Source organism: Streptomyces sp. GbtcB6, assembly GCF_019091475.1.
Lineage (GTDB): Bacteria > Actinomycetota > Actinomycetes > Streptomycetales > Streptomycetaceae > Streptomyces > Streptomyces hyaluromycini.
This window is the reverse complement of the sequence record NZ_JAGXJL010000006.1, coordinates 199,455-217,283: the sequence shown is the minus strand read 5'-3', so window position 1 is coordinate 217,283 and position 17,829 is coordinate 199,455. Positions and strand designations below refer to the sequence as shown.

Here is a 17,829-nt window from a genome sequence, read left to right as displayed (position 1 = left end):
CGGAGTGGCGATGCAGCACGGCAAGTACCGGTTCATTGTGGGGTTTCTGGCGTTGCCCCTCGGACTGTACGCGCTCTTCGTGGTGTGGCCGTTCATCCAGTCCATCTACTACTCGTTCACGGACTGGACCGGCCTGAGCCCCGAATTCAAGATGGTCGGCCTGGACAATTACCGGAGGATGCTGCACGACGACATCTTCTGGAAGTCCTTGCAGCACAGCTTGATGTTCGCGATCGTGCTGCCGCTGGTGACGATCAGCCTGGCGCTGTTCTTCGCCTTCATGATCAATGTGGGCGGCCGGAGAAGGAAGGGCGGCCCGGTCATCTCCGGGGTCCGGGGCTCTTCCTTCTACAAGATCGTCTACTTCTTCCCGCAGGTGCTGTCGATCGCGATCGTCTCGCTGCTGTTCGCCTTCGCCTACAACCCCGACAGCGGTGCGATCAATTCACTGCTCCGCGGAATTGGTCTGGACAATATCCAGCCGCTCTGGCTGGGCGACCCGAGCCTCGCCCTGTGGTGCGTGATGGCCGTACTGGTCTGGTCCACGGTCGGTTTCTTCGTGGTCCTCTTCTCGGCGGGCATGGCGTCCATCCCCGCGGATCTCTACGAGGCCGCCCTGCTCGACGGCGCCGGCCGCGCCACCACCTTCTTCCGCCTCACCCTGCCGCTGCTCTGGGACACCGTGCAGTCCGGCTGGGTCTACATGGGCATCCTCGCGCTCGGCGCCGAGTCGTTCGCAGTCGTACAGATCATGACGACCGGACCGGGCGGGCCCGACTACTCGACGACCGTGATGGTCCTGTACGTGTACCAGAAGGCGTTCCGGGACGGTCAGGCCGCCTACGCCACCACCATCGGCGTCGCCCTGCTGATCGTCACGCTCGCCTTCGCGGCGGTCGTGATGCGGCTGGGCCGTCGCGAGCGGCTGGAGTACTGAAGCGATGACGACGACCGAGACCGACACCCCCGTCACGAAGACCGACATCCCGGCGCCGAAGCCGCCCCGGCGGCAGCGCGAGGGCGGGGTCCTGAACGTCTTCTCCCACGGCGTCCTGGTCATCTGGGCGTTCATGGTGGTCACGCCGCTGCTGTGGGCGGTGATGACGTCCTTCAAGGACGACCGGTCCATCTTCAGCTCGCCCTGGGCGCTCCCCGACAAGCTGCACTTCGACAACTGGTCGCGGGCGTGGACCCAGGCCAACATGAGCGACTACTTCCTGAACACCGTCCTGGTGGTGGGCGGCTCGCTGATCGGCACCCTGGTCCTCGGCTCGATGGCGGCCTACGTCCTGGCCCGCTTCCAGTTCCCGGGCAACCGCTTCATCTACTACCTGTTCATCGGCGGCATGAGCTTCCCGATCATGCTCGCGCTGGTCCCGCTGTTCTACGTCGTGAACAACATGGGCCTGCTGAACACGCTGCACGGCCTGATCCTGGTCTACATCGCGTACTCGCTGCCGTTCACGGTGTTCTTCCTCACGGCGTTCTTCCGCACCCTGCCCACATCGGTGGCCGAGGCGGCCTTCGTCGACGGCGCCTCGCACACCCGCACGTTCTTCCAGATCATGCTGCCGATGGCGAAGCCCGGCCTGATCAGCGTGGGGATCTTCAACTTCCTCGGCCAGTGGAACCAGTACATGCTCCCGACGGTCCTCAACACGGACCCCGACAAACACGTCCTCACCCAGGGCCTGGTCCAGCTGGCGGTCAGCCAGGGCTACAAGGGCGACTGGTCCGGCCTCTTCGCCGGCCTGGTGATGGCGATGCTCCCGGTCCTGGCGGCGTACATCATCTTCCAGCGCCAGGTGGTGGCGGGCCTGACAGCGGGCGCTCTGAAGTAACCCGAACGTTCGCAACCCGAAAGAGGGCGCCCTTGAATCCGGCGCCCACGACCGCGCCCCAGGGGCGCGGGGCTGTGTTCACTATGCGGCTCCGCCGCGTGGGCGCGACCAGCCACAACGACGCCGCACCCGCACCACCACGGTCACCCACCGCCCCCTCCGCCACCTGCTGACCAGTGGCCTAGACATGTCGAATGCATGTCCCCCAGGCAACCCCCGAACCGCCAACGATTTCTGTCAAGGACTTGACGGCGGTAACCCGTTCAGCAGAGCTTGGAGTTCATAACTTGTAAGTGGCCCGGTCTCAGTGAGGTGATCTGGGTCACGTTGGCGGCGCCGTGGCCGCCTCCGATGGCGGGAGTGGATGGGTCGATGGAGACTCCGGGGTCGCAGTCGTCGCTGCACCGAGCCAACCTGGAACGTGTCGTACGGGCCGTACGTCTGGCCGGATCGCTCACGCAGGCGGAGATCGCGCGCACGACCGGCCTGTCGGCTGCGACGGTCTCCAACATCGTGCGCGAGCTCAAGGACGGCGGAACCGTCGAGGTCACGCCCACGTCGGCGGGCGGCCGCAGGGCCCGCAGCGTGAGTCTGAGCGGTGACGCCGGCATCGTCATCGGGATCGACTTCGGTCACACCCACCTGCGCGTGGCGATCGGCAACCTCGCCCACCAGGTGCTGGCCGAGGAGTCCGAGCCCCTCGACGTGGACGCGTCGTCCAGCCAGGGCTTCGACAGGGCGGAAGAGCTGGTCAACCGCCTGATCGCGGCGACCGGCGTGGACCGTTCGAAGATCGCCGGCGTGGGCGTCGGCGTCCCCGGCCCGATCGACGTGGAGTCCGGCACCCTGGGCTCCAGCGCCATCCTGCCCGGCTGGATCGGCGCGAGACCCGCGGAGGAGCTGCGGCTGCGGCTCGGCGTCCCCGTGCACGTGGACAACGACGCCAACCTAGGCGCCCTCGGTGAGCTGGTCTGGGGCAGCGGCAAGGGCGTACGTGATCTTGCTTACATCAAGGTCGCCAGCGGCGTCGGCGCCGGTCTGGTGATCAACGGGAAGATCTACCGGGGCCCCGGCGGCACGGCGGGTGAAATCGGACATATCACGCTCGATGAGTCCGGCCCGGTCTGCCGCTGCGGCAACCGCGGCTGCCTGGAGACCTTCGCGTCGGCCCGCTACGTGCTGCCGCTGCTCCAGCCCGGTCACGGCGCGGACCTGACCATGGAGGGCGTCGTGCGGCTGGCCCGGGAAGGCGACCCCGGCTGCCGTCGGGTGATCGGCGACGTCGGCCGTCACATCGGCAGTGGTGTGGCGAATCTCTGCAACCTGCTGAACCCGAGCCGGGTGGTCCTCGGCGGTGATCTCGCCGAGGCCGGAGAGCTGGTCCTGGGGCCCATCAGGGAGTCCGTGAGCCGCTATGCGATCCCCAGTGCGGCGCGCCAACTCTCGGTACTTCCGGGGGCGCTTGGCGGCCGTGCGGAGGTGCTCGGCGCGCTCGCTCTCGCACTCAGCGAGATGGGCGATTCGACCCTTTTGGACGGATCGTTGCCCGCTGTTGCACCTGCCTTCACTTAGAGAACGAATGGCGCCGTTGCCATCTCGTTAAGTATTTACTTCTTGACGTCGAAGTCACGGCCGAGTTGACTTCCAGCCACCTCGGCCGCAGCGTTGCGGCCCTGTCAGGGAGGCACCCCCAAATGAACGCAACGATGCGTAGAGTCGTGATCGGCACCGCCGCGGTTTCCATGGCGCTGTCCGTCGCCGCCTGTGGCAAGGCCGGCGACGACAAGAAGAGCGACTCGTCGAGCAGCAGCTCCTCCGGTGGCAAGACCATCGGCCTGCTGCTCCCCGACAGCGTGACCGCTCGCTACGAGAAGTTCGACCACCCGTACTTCGAAGCGCAGGTCAAGAAGCTGTGTGCCGACTGCACGGTCGACTACGCGAACGCCGCCGGTGACGCTGCCAAGCAGGCCCAGCAGGTCAGCACCATGGTGACCAAGGGCGTCAAGGTCATCGTGATCTCGGCCCAGGACTCCGCGGCCATCAAGTCCTCCATCCAGGCCGCCGTGGACAAGGGTGTCAAGGTCGTCGCGTACGACCGCCTCGCCCAGGGCCCGGTGTCGGCCTACGTCTCCTTCGACAACGTCAAGGTCGGCGAGCTCCAGGGCCAGGCCCTGCTGGACGCCCTCGGCTCCAAGGCGACCACCAAGTCCAAGATCGTCATGATCAACGGTGACGACGCCGACCCGAACGCCGCCCAGTTCAAGAAGGGCGCGCACGAGGCCCTCGACGGCAAGGTCGACATCGCCTACGAGCAGTCCGGTCTGTGGAAGGACACGGTCGCCGCGCAGAAGGTGAAGGCGGCCATCACCCAGCTCGGTGCCAAGAACATCGCGGGCGTCTACTCCGCCAACGACGGCATGGCCGGTGGTATCGCCACCACCCTCAAGGGCTCCGGCATCAGCGGCATCCCGCTGACCGGTCAGGACGCGGAGCTCGCGGGTATCCAGCGCATCGTCGCCGGCACCCAGTCCTCCACCGTCTACAAGGCGTTCAAGCCGGAGGCCGACGCCGCCGCCACGATCGCGGTGAACCTGCTCAACGACAAGAGCATCACCTCGCTCGCCACCACCACGCAGACCAGCGGTTCCGGCGACAAGGTGCCCTCGCAGCTGCTGACCCCGGTGTCGGTCACCAAGGCCAACATCAGCGACACGGTGATCAAGGACGGTCTCTACACCGTCTCCGACATCTGCACCAGCGAGTTCGCCAAGGCCTGCAAGGCCGCCGGCCTCCAGTAGCCCGGCTCCGGAGCCGCAGGGCTCCGGCCGCCAGCGCCCGGGTGATCGCAGTACGACACCCGGGCCCCGGCCGCCCGACGCACCCCGGCCCTTCCGCAAGGCGCCCGGGGGCGTCCGACGGTCACGCGAAACCCCTCCGACGCCCGCTCCGGCCTTCATACCCCGCTGCCGGAGCGGGCGTCGGACGGACCCGTTGCCAAGCGCAGCGGATTCGCGCATGTTCATCTTGTAAACCGCGTGCGTACACCGACGGCAACCCGTGGTGTCGCACGCCCCTCCGCGCCTGATCACCAAGCGCGGCATCCCCGCCGGTCAGGCGGCGAAGGAGATGGTTCACGTGTCCGCTACGCCCGTGCTGGCGTTGCGCGGAGTCTCCAAGCGATTCGGTGCGGTCCAGGCACTCACCGATGTCGAACTGGAGGTCCACGCCGGAGAAGTGGTCGCCCTGGTGGGCGACAACGGCGCAGGAAAGTCGACCCTGGTCAAGACGATCGCGGGTGTGCATCCCATCGATGAGGGCGTCATCGAGTGGGAGGGCAACCCGGTCAACATCAACAAGCCGCACGACGCCCAAGGTCTCGGCGTCGCGACGGTCTACCAGGACCTCGCTCTCTGCGACAACCTCGACGTGGTCGGCAACCTCTTCCTCGGCCGTGAGCTGCTGCACCGCGGCGTCATCGACGAGGTGTCGATGGAGAAGCGGTCCCGCGAGCTGCTGAGCACGCTCTCCATCCGCATCCCGAGCGTGCGCATCCCGATCGCCAGCCTCTCCGGCGGTCAGCGCCAGGTCGTGGCCATCGCCCGCGCCCTGATCGGCGACCCCAAGGTCGTCATCCTCGACGAGCCCACCGCCGCCCTCGGTGTCGAGCAGACCGCGCAGGTCCTCGACCTGGTCGAGCGGCTGCGCGAGCGCAACCTCGCCGTCATCCTCATCAGCCACAACATGGCCGATGTGAAGGCGGTCGCGGACACCGTCGCGGTGCTGCGTCTGGGCAAGAACAATGGTTTCTTCCCCGTGAAGAGCACCAGCCAGGAAGAGATCATCGCGGCGATCACGGGTGCCACGGACAACGCCGTGACCCGTCGTTCGGAGCGTCGCACCCCGGAGGCGGCAAAGTGAGCGAGACGTCCAAGACCGTGAAGGGCGACGAGTCGCCCAAGACCGAGAAGGCCGACACGACCGAGCCGGCCGCGGCCCCGGTCACGGTGGCCCCCGCCGACGACCCCACGGGCGCGCCGGTCGCGGTCGTCGACCCGCGCCTGCTGGTCCGTGAAGAGGGCCTCAAGGGCTACCTCACGGAGTTCAAGCGCCGGGTGAAGGGCGGCGAGCTGGGCTCGCTGCCGGTGGTCGCCGGCCTGATCATCATCTGGACCATCTTCCAGGTGAAGAACAGCCTGTTCCTCAGCGCGGACAACCTCTCCAACATCAGCTACTTCCTCGCGGCCACCGGCATGCTCGCCATCGGCCTGGTGTTCGTGCTGCTGCTCGGCGAGATCGACCTCTCCGTCGGCTCGGTGAGCGGTCTGGCCTCCACGGTGTTCGCCGTCTTCGTGGTCAACCACGGGATGAACCAGTGGCTGGCGCTGATCCTCACGATCATCACGGGCATCGGCATCGGCGCGCTGCACGGCTGGTTCTTCGCCAAGATCGGCGTACCCGCGTTCGTGGTCACCCTGGCCGGCTTCCTCGGCTGGAACGGTCTGATGCTGTGGCTGCTGGGCTCCAGCGGCACGATCAACATCCCGGCCGACAACGGCCCGGTGAAGCTCCTCGGCCAGAGCTCCTTCTTCATGGACCAGGCCATCATCGGTGCCTACCTGCTGGCCGGCCTCGGTGTCGTGCTGTCGGCCCTGGGCCAGTTCAACGAGCAGCGCCGGCGCCGCGCGGCGGGCGTGCCGTTCCGGCCCACCAGCGAGATCGTGGTCCGCGTCGCACTGCTCGCGATCGCGTCCTTCGCCGCGGCGGCCGTGCTGAACAACGCGGCCGGCGTCTCCAACGCGCTGGTGATCTTCCTCGCGTCGCTGGTGATCGTCGACTTCGTGCTGCGTCGTACGACGTACGGCCGCAAGGTCTTCGCGGTCGGTGGCGGCATCGAGGCGGCCCGCCGTGCCGGTATCAGCGTGCCGATGGTCCGCATCACCGTGTTCGCGATCTCCGGTGGCTTCGCGGCCATCGGCGGTATGTTCTTCGCCGGTCAGACGGCGAGCGCGACCCTCAACGCCGGTGGCGGCAACACCCTGATGCTCGCCATCGCGGCGGCCGTCATCGGTGGTACGTCGCTGTTCGGTGGCCGCGGCAGCGTCTGGTCCGCCCTCCTGGGCATGCTGGTCATCCAGTCCATCCAGACCGGCCTCGACCTGCTGAACATGAACACGTCGATCCAGTACATGATCACGGGTGGCGTTCTGCTGGGTGCGGTTGTCATCGACTCGGTCTCCCGTAAGAGCCAGAAGGCCGCGGGTCGCGGCTGACGCCGATCGCCGTTGGGGGTGCGGTGCGCGGGCGGCCTTCCCGCCGTCGTGGTTGATCGCGCAGTTCCCCGCGCCCCTGGGTTTCCGACTGTGCCCGGCACTGAACAGTGCCGGGCACAGTCGTGTCATAGGAAGGGCTCTCGATGGGTACGGCCGTTCGCGTGACGTATGACGTACAGCCCGCGCGTCGGCCGCCCGGGCGGAACATTAGACTCGACAAGCCCGGCAACAGCTCGATCAGCTCTACTGCAAGGAGGCACGGGTGCCGCTGCTGACCCGTATCAGGGGACCGCGCGATCTGGACCGGCTCAGCCCCGAGGAGCTGGTCCAGCTGGCAGAGGAGATCCGGACCTTCCTCGTGGAAGCGGTCTCCAAGACCGGCGGACACCTCGGTCCCAACCTGGGCGTGGTCGAGCTCACCATCGCCCTGCACCGCGTCTTCGACTCCCCGAAGGACAAGGTGCTGTGGGACACCGGCCACCAGTCCTACGTGCACAAGCTGCTCACCGGCCGCCAGGACTTCTCCCGGCTCAAGCAGAAGGGCGGCCTGTCCGGCTACCCCTCGCAGGCCGAGTCCGAGCACGACGTCATCGAGAACAGCCACGCCTCCACGGTCCTCGGCTGGGCCGACGGCATCGCCAAGGGCAACCAGCTCCGCAAACGCGACAGCCACGTCGTCGCCGTGATCGGTGACGGCGCCCTCACCGGCGGCATGGCCTGGGAGGCGCTGAACAACATCGCCGACGCCAAGGACCGCCCGCTGGTCATCGTCGTCAACGACAACGAGCGGTCGTACGCCCCGACCATCGGCGGCCTCGCCAACCACCTGGCGACCCTGCGCACCACGGACGGGTACGAGCGGTTCCTGGCCCGGGGCAAGGACCTGCTGGAGCGCACACCCGTCGTCGGGAGGCCGCTCTACGACACCCTGCACGGCGCCAAGAAGGGGCTGAAGGACTTCATCGCCCCGCAGGGCATGTTCGAGGACCTGGGCCTGAAGTACGTCGGCCCGATCGACGGCCACGACATGGAGGCCCTGGAGTCGGCGCTGGCGCGGGCCAAGCGGTTCGGCGGCCCGGTGATCGTGCACTGCCTCACCGAGAAGGGCCGCGGCTACCAGCCCGCCCTCCAGGACGAGGCCGACCGCTTCCACGGCATCGGCCCCATCCACCCCGACACCGGCCTGCCGGTCAAGGCCTCCGGCGCCGACTGGACCTCCGTCTTCGGCGACGAGATGGTGAAGCTCGGCAAGGAGCGCGAGGACATCGTCGCCATCACGGCGGCCATGCTCCAGCCGGTCGGCCTGAAGAAGTTCGCGGACACCTTCCCGGACCGCATCTACGACGTCGGCATCGCCGAGCAGCACGGCGCGGTCTCCGCGGCGGGCCTCGCCACGGCCGGCCTGCACCCCGTCTTCGCCGTGTACGCCACCTTCCTGAACCGCGCCTTCGACCAGGTCCTGATGGACGTGGCCCTGCACAAGTGCGGAGTGACGTTCGTCCTGGACCGGGCCGGCGTCACCGGCACCGACGGCGCCTCCCACAACGGCATGTGGGACATGTCGATCCTCCAGGTCGTCCCCGGCCTGCGGCTCGCCGCCCCGCGCGACGCCGACCAGGTCCGCGCCCAGCTCCGCGAGGCCGTCGAGGTCGACGACGCCCCGACGGTCGTCCGCTTCTCCAAGGGCGCGGTCGGCCCCGCCGTGGCCGCCGTCGGCAAGGTCGGCGGCATGGACGTGCTGCGCCAGCCCGGCACCGACACCCCGGACGTGCTCCTGGTCTCCGTGGGTGCCCTCGCCCCCATGTGCCTGGAGATCGCCGGCCTCCTCGACAAGCAGGGCATCTCGACGACCGTGGTCGACCCGCGCTGGGTCAAGCCGGTGGACGAGGCCATGGCCCCGCTGGCCGAGCGCCACCGGGTGGTCGTGACGGTGGAGGACAACATCCGCGTGGGCGGCGTGGGCTCCGCCGTCGCCCAGGCCCTGCGGGACGCGGGCGTGGACGTCCCCCTCCGCGACTTCGGCATCCCGCCCCGCTTCCTCGACCACGCGTCGCGGGCCGAGGTGATGGCGGAGATCGGCCTCACGGCCCCCGACATCGCCCGCCAGGTCACCGGTTTGGTCGCGAAGCTGGACGGTACGACGACGGAGGTCGACTCGGTGGAGCCCGCGAGGGATTGAGACGCCCCAGTTGAGGCGCGCCCCTTCAGGGGCGCGGGGAACTGCGCGACCAGCCCCCACCGGCCGACAGCCCCCGACGAAACACAAACCACTCCGATGGGTCGGTTTCGCTCACCCCTCCGGTGGCGAGACCGACCCATCTGCGTGAACCTTCCCTTGCCGGGGCATACGCACCCCCGGCCCTCTCGATCATGTCGAGGACGACAAACGTGGGAGGTAGGCACGTGAGCAGTACGCTCTTCAGGACCAAGAACGTCGAGCAGTCCATCAAGGACACCGAGGAACCGGAGCACGCGCTCAAGAAGTCGCTGTCGGCCCTGGACCTCACGGTCTTCGGCGTGGGTGTCATCATCGGCACCGGCATCTTCGTCCTGACCGGCACGGCCGCCAAGAACACCGCGGGCCCCGCCGTGGCCCTGTCCTTCGTCGTGGCCGGCGTCGTCTGCGGCCTCGCCGCACTCTGCTACGCCGAGTTCGCCTCCACCGTCCCGGTCGCCGGTTCGGCGTACACCTTCTCGTACGCCTCACTGGGCGAGTTCCCCGCGTGGATCATCGGCTGGGACCTGGTGCTGGAGCTGGCGCTGGGCACGGCGGTGGTCGCCGTCGGCTGGTCGGGGTACATCCACTCGCTGCTCGACAACGCCGGCTGGCACCTGCCCGAGTACCTCAGCGGCCGCGACGGCGCCCACGGCTTCGGCTTCGACATCCTCGCCGCCGCCCTGGTCCTCGTCCTCACCGCGATCCTCGTCGTCGGCATGAAGCTCTCCGCCCGGGTCACCTCGGTCGTCGTCGCCATCAAGGTGGCCGTCGTCCTCGTCGTCATCATCGCCGGCGCCTTCTTCATCCACAGCGGCAACTACAGCCCCTTCGTCCCCCCGAAGGAGCCCGTACCGGCGGGCGGCAACCTCAAGGCCCCGCTGATCCAGCTGATGTTCGGCTGGGCGCCCTCCAACTTCGGCTTGATGGGCATCTTCACCGCCGCGTCGGTCGTCTTCTTCGCCTTCATCGGCTTCGACGTCGTCGCCACCGCCGCAGAGGAGACCCGCAACCCCCAGCGGGACGTGCCGCGCGGCATCATCGGCTCCCTCATCATCTGCACCTTGCTGTACGTCGCCGTGGCCGTCGTGGTGACCGGCATGCAGAAGTACAGCGAACTGTCCGTGGACGCCCCGCTGGCCGACGCGTTCAAGGCCACCGGGCACCCCTGGTTCGCCGGCCTGATCAGCTTCGGCGCCGCCGTCGGCCTGACCACCGTGTGCATGATCCTGCTGCTCGGCCAGTCCCGGGTGTTCTTCGCGATGAGCCGGGACGGACTGCTGCCCCGGTTCTTCTCGCACACCCACCCGAAGTTCCGCACCCCGTACCGGCCGACCATCCTCCTCGGCGTCGTCATCGCGATCGTCGCCGGCTTCACCAGCCTCAGCGAACTCGCCGAACTGGTGAACATCGGCACGCTCTTCGCCTTCATCGTCGTCGCGATCAGTGTGGTCATCCTGCGCAACACCCGGCCGGACCTGGAGCGGTCCTTCCGCACCCCCTGGGTGCCGGTGCTGCCGATCGTGTCCGTGCTGGCCTCGCTGTGGCTGATGCTCAACCTGCCCGCCGAGACCTGGCTGCGGTTCGCCATCTGGATGGTCATCGGCTTCTTCGTCTACTTCCTCTACGGCCGCTCGCACAGCCGCCTCGCCCAGGCCGAGCGGGCCCCCGCCGACGCTCCGTGACCGGCAGGCTCGCCACTCCGGCCCCGTATGTCCCGTCCGGGTGGGACTGCGGGGCCGGATAGCGTGCTCCCCATGCTTCTCGTGCCCCTCGCGCCGCCACGGTCCGTAGTCGTACGCAAGGGGTACTGGGCGCGGCTGCTGCCGCTGCTCGCCGTCCTGGCCTGCGTCACCCGGGTGCCGTCCTTCGTCCGGCCGCTGTGGAACCCGGACGAGGGCTATCTCGCCGTACAGGCACGCCTGCTGGCGCGCGGCGGGCAGCTGTACGAGACCGTCGTGGACCGCAAGCCGCCGCTGCTGCCGTGGCTGTACGAGGGGACGTTCGCGGTCTTCGGGTCCGGGTCGCTCACCCCGGTCCGGGTCCTCGCCGTGCTGGCCCAGCTGGCCACCGCCGTACTGCTCGCGTCGATCGCCCGGCGGCGCTGGGACGACCGCGCGGGCCGTACCGCCGGGACGCTGTACCTGCTGGTCTCGGTCGGGCTCAACCCCGAGGACGCGCAGGCGGCCACCTTCGAGGTGTTCATGCTGCCTTGCACGGCCGCCGCGATGTGGTGCGCCGACCGCCGCCGCTGGGGAGCGGCCGGGGCCGCCGTCGCCTGCGCCTTCCTCACCAAGCAGACCGGCGGTGCGGTCCTGCTGCCGGTGCTCTACCTGCTCAACCGGTACGGCGGCCCGCGCGCGGGCCTGCTCAGACTGGCGGCCGGCGCCGCCCTGCCCGTGCTGGGCGTGGCCCTGGCCACCGACCCGGCCGGTTTCGCCTTCTGGACGGTCACCGGCTCCGGCGCCTACGCCTCCTTCACCGGCTCCGAACTCCATGTCCTGGCCCGGGCGTTGACCAACACCGCGATCCTCGGCGCGGCCTCGGCCGGCCTGCTCCCGCCCATCGCGCGGGCCCTGCGCATCGCCCGCACCGGCGCCGCCGACCTGTGGCTGTGGCTGGCCGCGTCGGCGGTCGCCGTCACGCTCGGCTTCCACTTCTTCGGCCACTACTTCCTGCAACTCACCCCGCCCCTCGCGCTGTTGGCCACGGCCGCGCTGCAGATCCTGCCGCGGGAACGGACCTCGGCCGCCGTCCTCGCCTCGGCCTGCGCCTGCGCCCTGTTCCTGACCTGGGGAGTCCTGGCCCCCAGGCCCGAACTCGCGCACGCGCAGCGGCTGGCGCTCACCCTCGACCGACGTACCGCGCCCGGCGACCGGGTCCTGGTCTGGGGCATACACCCGGAGACGTACTGGCTCGCCGACCGCATCCCCGCCACCCGCTATCTCACCGCCGGCCTCCTCACCAACTTCAGCGGCGGCCGGGACGGCCCGCAGGTCGGCGAGAAGTACGCCGTCGAGGGCACCTGGCCGGTCTTCCGCGCGGAGTTGGCCGACCGGGCGCCGGCCCTGGTCATCGACGACTCCCGGGGCAAGCCGTACGGCCCCGACCACGTCCCCAGCCTGCGCAGGCTGCTCGCGGCCGAGTACGAGCAGGCGGGCGAGGTGGACGGGGCGGTGCTGTATGTCAGGGTGCCGGGGGAGTAGGCGGGCCTGGTGGAGTGCCCCGTAAGGGGCGCGGGGAACTGCGCGACCAGCCCCCACCGGCCCGCGGTGAACGAACTGCCCAACCAGCGGAGCGCTCAGTGCAGCAGGGCGCTCGGCCCGATCACCTCGGCGCCCAACTCCGTCACCCGGCCGCGCAGTTCACGGTCGGCGGTGACGACGAGCCGGGGCCGGCCGGGGTCCTCGGCGGCCAGCTCCACGATGCGGTCGTCGCCGCTTCCGGGTGCCGACTCCACCCGTACCCCGGGCACCGAGGCCACCCCGCGGGCCGCGCCCTCGACGACGAGCACCAGCTCCACCGGCGTGGGCCGACCGGGCAGCCCCTGCTCGGCCAGCCGGTCGCGCAGCCGCTCGGCGGCTCCCCTGCGGTCCCGCCACCAGCCGTCCGGCCGTGACCCGACGACGTTCGCGCCGTCGACGATCACCAGCAGGGGAGCTTCGTCTTCCATGCCCCAAGCCTCGCACGCCCGGGGCCCCGACACTGCTGCGAACGGCCCCGCTTAGAGTGAAGCGGTGAACGGCGACTGGCTCCTCCGCGGCCGTGACGGCCGGCTCAGTGTCTATCTGCCGTCGGGCGACGCCGTGCTGTGCCGGGCCGAGCGCGGCCCGGGCAGCCTCTGGGGCACCCCCCGGAAAATGGGCGGCGACCAGCGGCTGCACTCCGGCTTCTCGGTCGGGCAGGGGGCCGACGGATACGCCCACCTGGTCGCCTGGCGGCCCACGGTGAAGGGCGAGTCGGGTCTCGTCCACTCCACGCACTACCGGCCGCATCTGGCCGCCCTGGACTGGCAGTCGATCGGCCACCCGAGCAAGAAGGGCGACGTCACCGGTTCCCCGGCCGTCGCGGTGGACGCGCAGGGCCGCGCCCAAGTCTTCGTCCGCAACCGGGGGCGCGGGGTGAGCATGGTCGCCCAGAAGGCGAAGGGCGGCTGGGAACCGTGGCGGGACCTGAAGGGGCGGCTGGTCGAGGACGGGCTCGCGGCGGTGACCGGTGAGTCGGGGCGGGTCGAGGTGTACGCGGCCGTGCCCGGCGGGATCGTGCACTGGCGCCAGGAGGCGGCCGGGAAGCCGCCCGTGCTCCTTGAGTCCCTGGAGACCCCGGTCCGGCCGGGCACCCTGCGCGCCCTCGCCACCTCGCCGGAGAGCACGACCCTCTACTACACCGACGAGTCCGGCGACCTCTGCGCCTGGCGTCCCGGCGGCAAGCCGTACACCCTGCTGCCCTCCGCCGGGCCCGGCCCGGTCGCCGCGGTCCGCTGCGAACTCGACGGGTACGACTGCACCCTGCTCGCCCAGCGCTCGGCGAGCGGCCGGGTCGCCTTCGCCGCCTACCCGACCGAGGACGAACAGGCGGGCGTCTGGTGGACCGAGTCCGGCCCGCAGCTGCCCGCGGACGCGACCGTCGCCCTGACCACCGACGCGGAGGGCCGGGTGACCGCGGCGAGCCTGTCCCCGGCCACCGGCCAGCTCCTCCTCACCCGCCGCAAGGACGAGCCGGGGCTGGCGCTGCAGGCCTGGCAAGAGGTCTGACGTCCGGACCGCCGGTGACGGCACGCGAAAGGGGCCCTCCGCGTGGTGCGGAGGGCCCCTTGACGCTGCTGTGGCCGTTACGCGGGGACCGAAGCCACGCCCGGGGCCAGGAACTTCTTGCCGTTCACACGCTCCGAGACGCCCTCGCGGTCCAGGTACGGCGTGATGCCGCCCAGGTGGAAGGGCCAGCCGGCGCCCGTGATCAGGCAGAGGTCGATGTCCTGCGCCTCGGCGACGACACCCTCGTCGAGCATGAGCCCGATCTCCTGGGCGACGGCGGCCAGGACACGGTCGCGGACCTGCTCCTCGCTGAGGACGACGTCACCCTGCTTCAGCAGCGCGGCGACCTCGGGGTCCAGCTCCGGCTTGCCGCTGTCGTACACGTAGAAGCCGCGCTTGCCCGCCTTGACGACGGCGGCGAGGTTCGGGGAGACCGTGAAGCGGTCCGGGAAGGCCCGGTTGAGGGTCTCCGAGACGTGCAGGCCGATGGCGGGACCGACCAGCTCCAGGAGCACCAGCGGGGACATCGGGAGACCGAGCGGCTCGACCGCCTTCTCCGCGACCTCGACCGGGGTGCCCTCGTCGATGACGTTCTGGATCTCGCCCATGAAGCGGGTGAGGATGCGGTTCACGACGAACGCCGGGGCGTCCTTCACCAGAACCGCCGTCTTCTTCAGCTTCTTGGCGACGGCGAACGCGGTGGCCAGCGAGGCGTCGTCGGTCTGCTCGCCGCGGACGATCTCCAGGAGCGGCAGGATCGCGACCGGGTTGAAGAAGTGGAAGCCCACGACCCGCTCGGGGTTCTTGAGCTTCGACGCCATCTCCGTCACCGACAGCGAGGAGGTGTTGGTGGCGAGGATCGCGTGCGCCGGGGCGACCGCCTCGACCTCCGCGAACACCTGCTGCTTGACGCCGATCTCCTCGAACACGGCCTCGATGATGAAGTCCGCGTCGGAGAAGCCCTCGGCCTTGTCCAGGACACCCGTCACCAGCGCCTTGAGGCGGTTGGCCTTGTCCTGGTTGATACGGCCCTTGCCGAGCAGCTTGTCGATCTCGGCGTGGACGTAGCCCACACCCTTGTCGACGCGCTCCTGATCGATGTCGGTCAGCACGACCGGCACCTCCAGGCGGCGCAGGAAGAGCAGCGCGAGCTGCGAGGCCATGAGGCCCGCGCCCACGACGCCCACCTTGGTGACCGGACGCGCCAGGTTCTTGTCGGGCGCACCCGCCGGGCGCTTGCCGCGCTTCTGCACCAGGTTGAACGCGTAGATGCCGGCGCGCAGTTCACCGCCCGTGATCAGGTCGGCGAGGGCCAGGTCCTCGGCGTCGTAACCCTGCTGGAGGTCACCGTTCTTGGCGGCGGCGATGATGTCCAGGGCGCGGTAGGCGGCCGGGGCGGCGCCGTGCACCTTGCTGTCGGCGATGAAGCGGCCGCGCGCGACAGCCTGGTCCCAGGCCTCGCCGCGGTCGATCACGGGACGCTCGACCTCGATGTCGCCCTTCAGCACCTGGGCGGTCCAGATCAGCGACTGCTCAAGGAAGTCGGCACCCTCGAAGAGAGCGTCGGCGATGCCCAGGTCGAAGACCTGCTCACCCTTGAGCTGCTTGTTCTGGTTCAGGGAGTTCTCGATGATGACCGAGACGGCCTTGTCGGCACCGATCAGGTTCGGCAGCAGCGCGCAGCCGCCCCAGCCCGGGACCAGACCGAGGAAGACCTCGGGCAGCGAGAACGCCGGGATGGCCTTCGAGACGGTCCGGTACGCGCAGTGCAGACCGACCTCGACGCCACCGCCCATGGCGGCACCGTTGTAGTACGCGAAGGTCGGCACCGCGAGGCCCGACAGCCGCTTGAAGACCTCGTGACCGCCCTTGCCGATGGCGAGCGCGTGCTCGTGCTCCTTGAGGAGCTCGACGCCCTTGAGGTCCGCGCCGACCGCGAAGATGAACGGCTTGCCGGTGATGCCGACACCGACGATCGTGCCGTCGGCCGCCTCCTTCTCCACCTGGTCGATGGCGGTGTTGAGGTTCGCCAGCGAGGCCGGGCCGAAGGTGGTCGGCTTGGTGTGGTCGAGCCCGTTGTCCAGGGTGATCAGCGCGAAGCGGCCGGCCCCGGACGGCAGGTCGAAGTGGCGTACGTGCGCCGACGTGACGACCTCGTCGGGGAACAGGTCCGAGGCCTGCTTCAGAAGCTCGGCGGTGGTGCTCACTTGTCCCCCTCGAAGTGCGGGTTCTCCCAGATGACCGTCGCGCCCATGCCGAAGCCGACGCACATGGTGTTCAGGCCGTAGCGGACGTTCGGCTGCTCCTCGAACTGACGGGCCAGCTGCGTCATCAGACGCACACCCGAGGAGGCCAGCGGGTGACCGAAGGCGATGGCGCCGCCGTACTGGTTGACGCGCTCGTCGTCGTCCGCGATGCCGTAGTGGTCGAGGAAGGCCAGCACCTGCACGGCGAAGGCCTCGTTGATCTCGAACAGACCGATGTCGGAGATGCTCAGACCGGCCTGGGCGAGCGCCTTCTCCGTGGCCGGGATCGGGCCGTAGCCCATGACCTCCGGCTCGACACCCGCGAAGGAGTACGCCACGAGACGCATCTTCACCGGCAGGTTGTTCTCGCGGGCGAAGTCCTCGGAGGCGATGATCGAGGCGGTCGCACCGTCGTTCAGACCGGCCGCGTTACCGGCGGTGACCCGGCCGTGGACGCGGAACGGCGTCTTCAGACCGGTCAGGTTCTCCAGGGTGGTCCCCGGGCGCATCGGCTCATCGGCCGTGACGAGACCCCAGCCGGTCTCGCCGCCCTCCGGGTTCGTCCGGCGCACCGAGATCGGCACCAGGTCGGCCTGGATCTTGCCGTTGGCGTACGCCTTGGCGGCCTTCTCCTGCGAGCGCACCGCGTACTCGTCCGCGCGCTCCTTGGTGATCTGCGGGTAGCGGTCGTGCAGGTTCTCCGCGGTCATGCCCATGAACAGCGCCGACTCGTCGACCAGCTTCTCGCTGACGAACCGCGGGTTCGGGTCCACGCCCTCGCCCATCGGGTGCCGGCCCATGTGCTCGACACCGCCGGCGATGGCCACGTCGTACGCGCCGAAGGCGACGGAACCGGCGACCGTGGTGACGGCGGTCAGGGCGCCGGCACACATACGGTCGATGGAGTAGCCGGGCACGGAGGTCGGCAGGCCCGCGAGGATGCCCGCGGTACGGCCGATGGTCAGACCCTGGTCACCGATCTGGGTGGTCGCGGCGATGGCGACCTCGTCGATCTTCTTGGTGTCCAGCCCGGGGTTGCGGCGCAGCAGCTCCCGGATCGCCTTCACGACGAGGTCGTCGGCACGGGTCTCGTGGTAGATGCCCTTCGGGCCCGCCTTGCCGAACGGGGTGCGGACGCCGTCGACGAAGACGACATCCCTGACGGTACGAGGCACGATGGCTCTCCTCCAGGGTGCGGGATGGCACTGCTGCGATGCGCTGAGCGCGCGCTCAGGCCCCATGCTACTTATGAGTAACGTGGCTGCCCAGTCCTGGTGGGTGGAGCGGCGAACGTCACATGGCAAGGTGCCTCGTCTGGAGCGCCCCTTTAGGGGCGCGGGGAACTGCGCGACCAGCCACATCGGACCCGCAGGTCCGTACGGCGCGCATCACCGGGGCGGCGAATGGATGCTGCGGAGACGGCTCGGTCCGCGGTGTGCCCAGTTCGAAGATGCGGGTGTTGCCCGTCAACAGCCGCCGGGTGCCGGCGGGGCGGGACCGGGG

General features: G+C 69.5%; 13 protein-coding genes. 10 read left to right on the top strand and 3 right to left on the bottom strand.

All coding sequences use genetic code 11. The features are described 5' to 3' along the window. Positions 1-10: 10 nt before the first annotated feature. The 9 genes from KVT45_RS13315 to KVT45_RS13275 all read left to right on the top strand — a co-directional run bounded on the left by KVT45_RS13315 (position 11) and on the right by KVT45_RS13275 (position 12,532). The gene (locus tag KVT45_RS13315; RefSeq protein WP_217547191.1) at positions 11-937 is read left to right on the top strand and encodes a carbohydrate ABC transporter permease; all 927 of its coding nucleotides are present in this window, start codon (positions 11-13) and stop codon (positions 935-937) included. 4 nt (positions 938-941) lie between these two features. Further along, positions 942-1,841 carry a carbohydrate ABC transporter permease gene (locus KVT45_RS13310; protein ID WP_217547189.1) on the top strand — a complete coding sequence of 300 codons (900 nt, stop codon included), beginning with the start codon at positions 942-944 and terminating at the stop codon, positions 1,839-1,841. 372 nt (positions 1,842-2,213) lie between these two features. After that, positions 2,214-3,413, top strand: coding sequence for an ROK family transcriptional regulator (locus KVT45_RS13305; RefSeq protein ID WP_217547187.1), 1,200 nt, complete (start codon positions 2,214-2,216; stop codon positions 3,411-3,413). Between the two features lie 134 nt (positions 3,414-3,547). Beyond that, complete coding sequence (locus KVT45_RS13300; protein ID WP_217547185.1) at positions 3,548-4,639, top strand: sugar ABC transporter substrate-binding protein; 1,092 nt, start codon at positions 3,548-3,550, stop codon at positions 4,637-4,639. A gap of 328 nt (positions 4,640-4,967) precedes the next feature. Next, entirely contained in the window at positions 4,968-5,759 is a 792-nt protein-coding gene (locus KVT45_RS13295; protein ID WP_217547354.1) for an ATP-binding cassette domain-containing protein, read from the top strand. Between the two features lie 86 nt (positions 5,760-5,845). Next, positions 5,846-7,111 carry a sugar ABC transporter permease gene (locus tag KVT45_RS13290; protein WP_308310723.1) on the top strand — a complete coding sequence of 422 codons (1,266 nt, stop codon included), beginning with the start codon at positions 5,846-5,848 and terminating at the stop codon, positions 7,109-7,111. A 262-nt stretch (positions 7,112-7,373) separates the two neighbouring features. Next, positions 7,374-9,290, top strand: coding sequence for a 1-deoxy-D-xylulose-5-phosphate synthase (dxs, locus tag KVT45_RS13285; RefSeq protein ID WP_217547182.1), 1,917 nt, complete (start codon positions 7,374-7,376; stop codon positions 9,288-9,290). 224 nt (positions 9,291-9,514) lie between these two features. Next, positions 9,515-11,011 (top strand): amino acid permease, encoded by a 1,497-nt coding sequence (locus tag KVT45_RS13280; protein ID WP_217547181.1) that lies wholly within the window; start codon positions 9,515-9,517, stop codon positions 11,009-11,011. 72 nt (positions 11,012-11,083) lie between these two features. Then, complete coding sequence (locus KVT45_RS13275) at positions 11,084-12,532, top strand: glycosyltransferase family 39 protein (protein ID WP_217547179.1); 1,449 nt, start codon at positions 11,084-11,086, stop codon at positions 12,530-12,532. A gap of 95 nt (positions 12,533-12,627) precedes the next feature. Here KVT45_RS13275 and KVT45_RS13270 read toward each other — a convergent pair whose 3' ends face one another. Then, positions 12,628-12,999, bottom strand: coding sequence for an NTP pyrophosphohydrolase (locus tag KVT45_RS13270; RefSeq protein ID WP_217547177.1), 372 nt, complete (start codon positions 12,997-12,999; stop codon positions 12,628-12,630). Between the two features lie 64 nt (positions 13,000-13,063). On the opposite strand from KVT45_RS13270, the gene KVT45_RS13265 reads away from it, so the two are divergent. After that, positions 13,064-14,080, top strand: a complete 1,017-nt coding sequence (locus tag KVT45_RS13265; protein WP_217547176.1) for a hypothetical protein — start codon at positions 13,064-13,066, stop codon at positions 14,078-14,080. Between the two features lie 77 nt (positions 14,081-14,157). Here KVT45_RS13265 and KVT45_RS13260 read toward each other — a convergent pair whose 3' ends face one another. Both KVT45_RS13260 and KVT45_RS13255 read right to left on the bottom strand, forming a co-directional pair. Beyond that, the gene (locus KVT45_RS13260; RefSeq protein ID WP_217547174.1) at positions 14,158-16,287 is read right to left on the bottom strand and encodes a 3-hydroxyacyl-CoA dehydrogenase NAD-binding domain-containing protein; all 2,130 of its coding nucleotides are present in this window, start codon (positions 16,285-16,287) and stop codon (positions 14,158-14,160) included. Then, positions 16,284-17,501, bottom strand: coding sequence for an acetyl-CoA C-acyltransferase (locus KVT45_RS13255; protein WP_217547172.1), 1,218 nt, complete (start codon positions 17,499-17,501; stop codon positions 16,284-16,286). Before KVT45_RS13255 ends, KVT45_RS13260 begins: the two co-directional genes overlap by 4 nt. Positions 17,502-17,829: the final 328 nt, after the last annotated feature.

Excerpts from the sequence above, each read along its gene's own strand:
- KVT45_RS13295 (WP_217547354.1), top strand. The coding sequence starts at position 4,968 with ATGGTTCACGTGTCCGCTACGCCCGTGCTGGCGTTGCGCGGAGTCTCC.
- KVT45_RS13305 (WP_217547187.1), top strand. The coding sequence starts at position 2,214 with ATGGAGACTCCGGGGTCGCAGTCGTCGCTGCACCGAGCCAACCTGGAA.
- KVT45_RS13275 (WP_217547179.1), top strand. The coding sequence starts at position 11,084 with ATGCTTCTCGTGCCCCTCGCGCCGCCACGGTCCGTAGTCGTACGCAAG.
- KVT45_RS13315 (WP_217547191.1), top strand. The coding sequence starts at position 11 with ATGCAGCACGGCAAGTACCGGTTCATTGTGGGGTTTCTGGCGTTGCCC.
- KVT45_RS13270 (WP_217547177.1), bottom strand. The coding sequence starts at position 12,999 with ATGGAAGACGAAGCTCCCCTGCTGGTGATCGTCGACGGCGCGAACGTC.
- KVT45_RS13310 (WP_217547189.1), top strand. The coding sequence starts at position 942 with ATGACGACGACCGAGACCGACACCCCCGTCACGAAGACCGACATCCCG.
- KVT45_RS13300 (WP_217547185.1), top strand. The coding sequence starts at position 3,548 with ATGCGTAGAGTCGTGATCGGCACCGCCGCGGTTTCCATGGCGCTGTCC.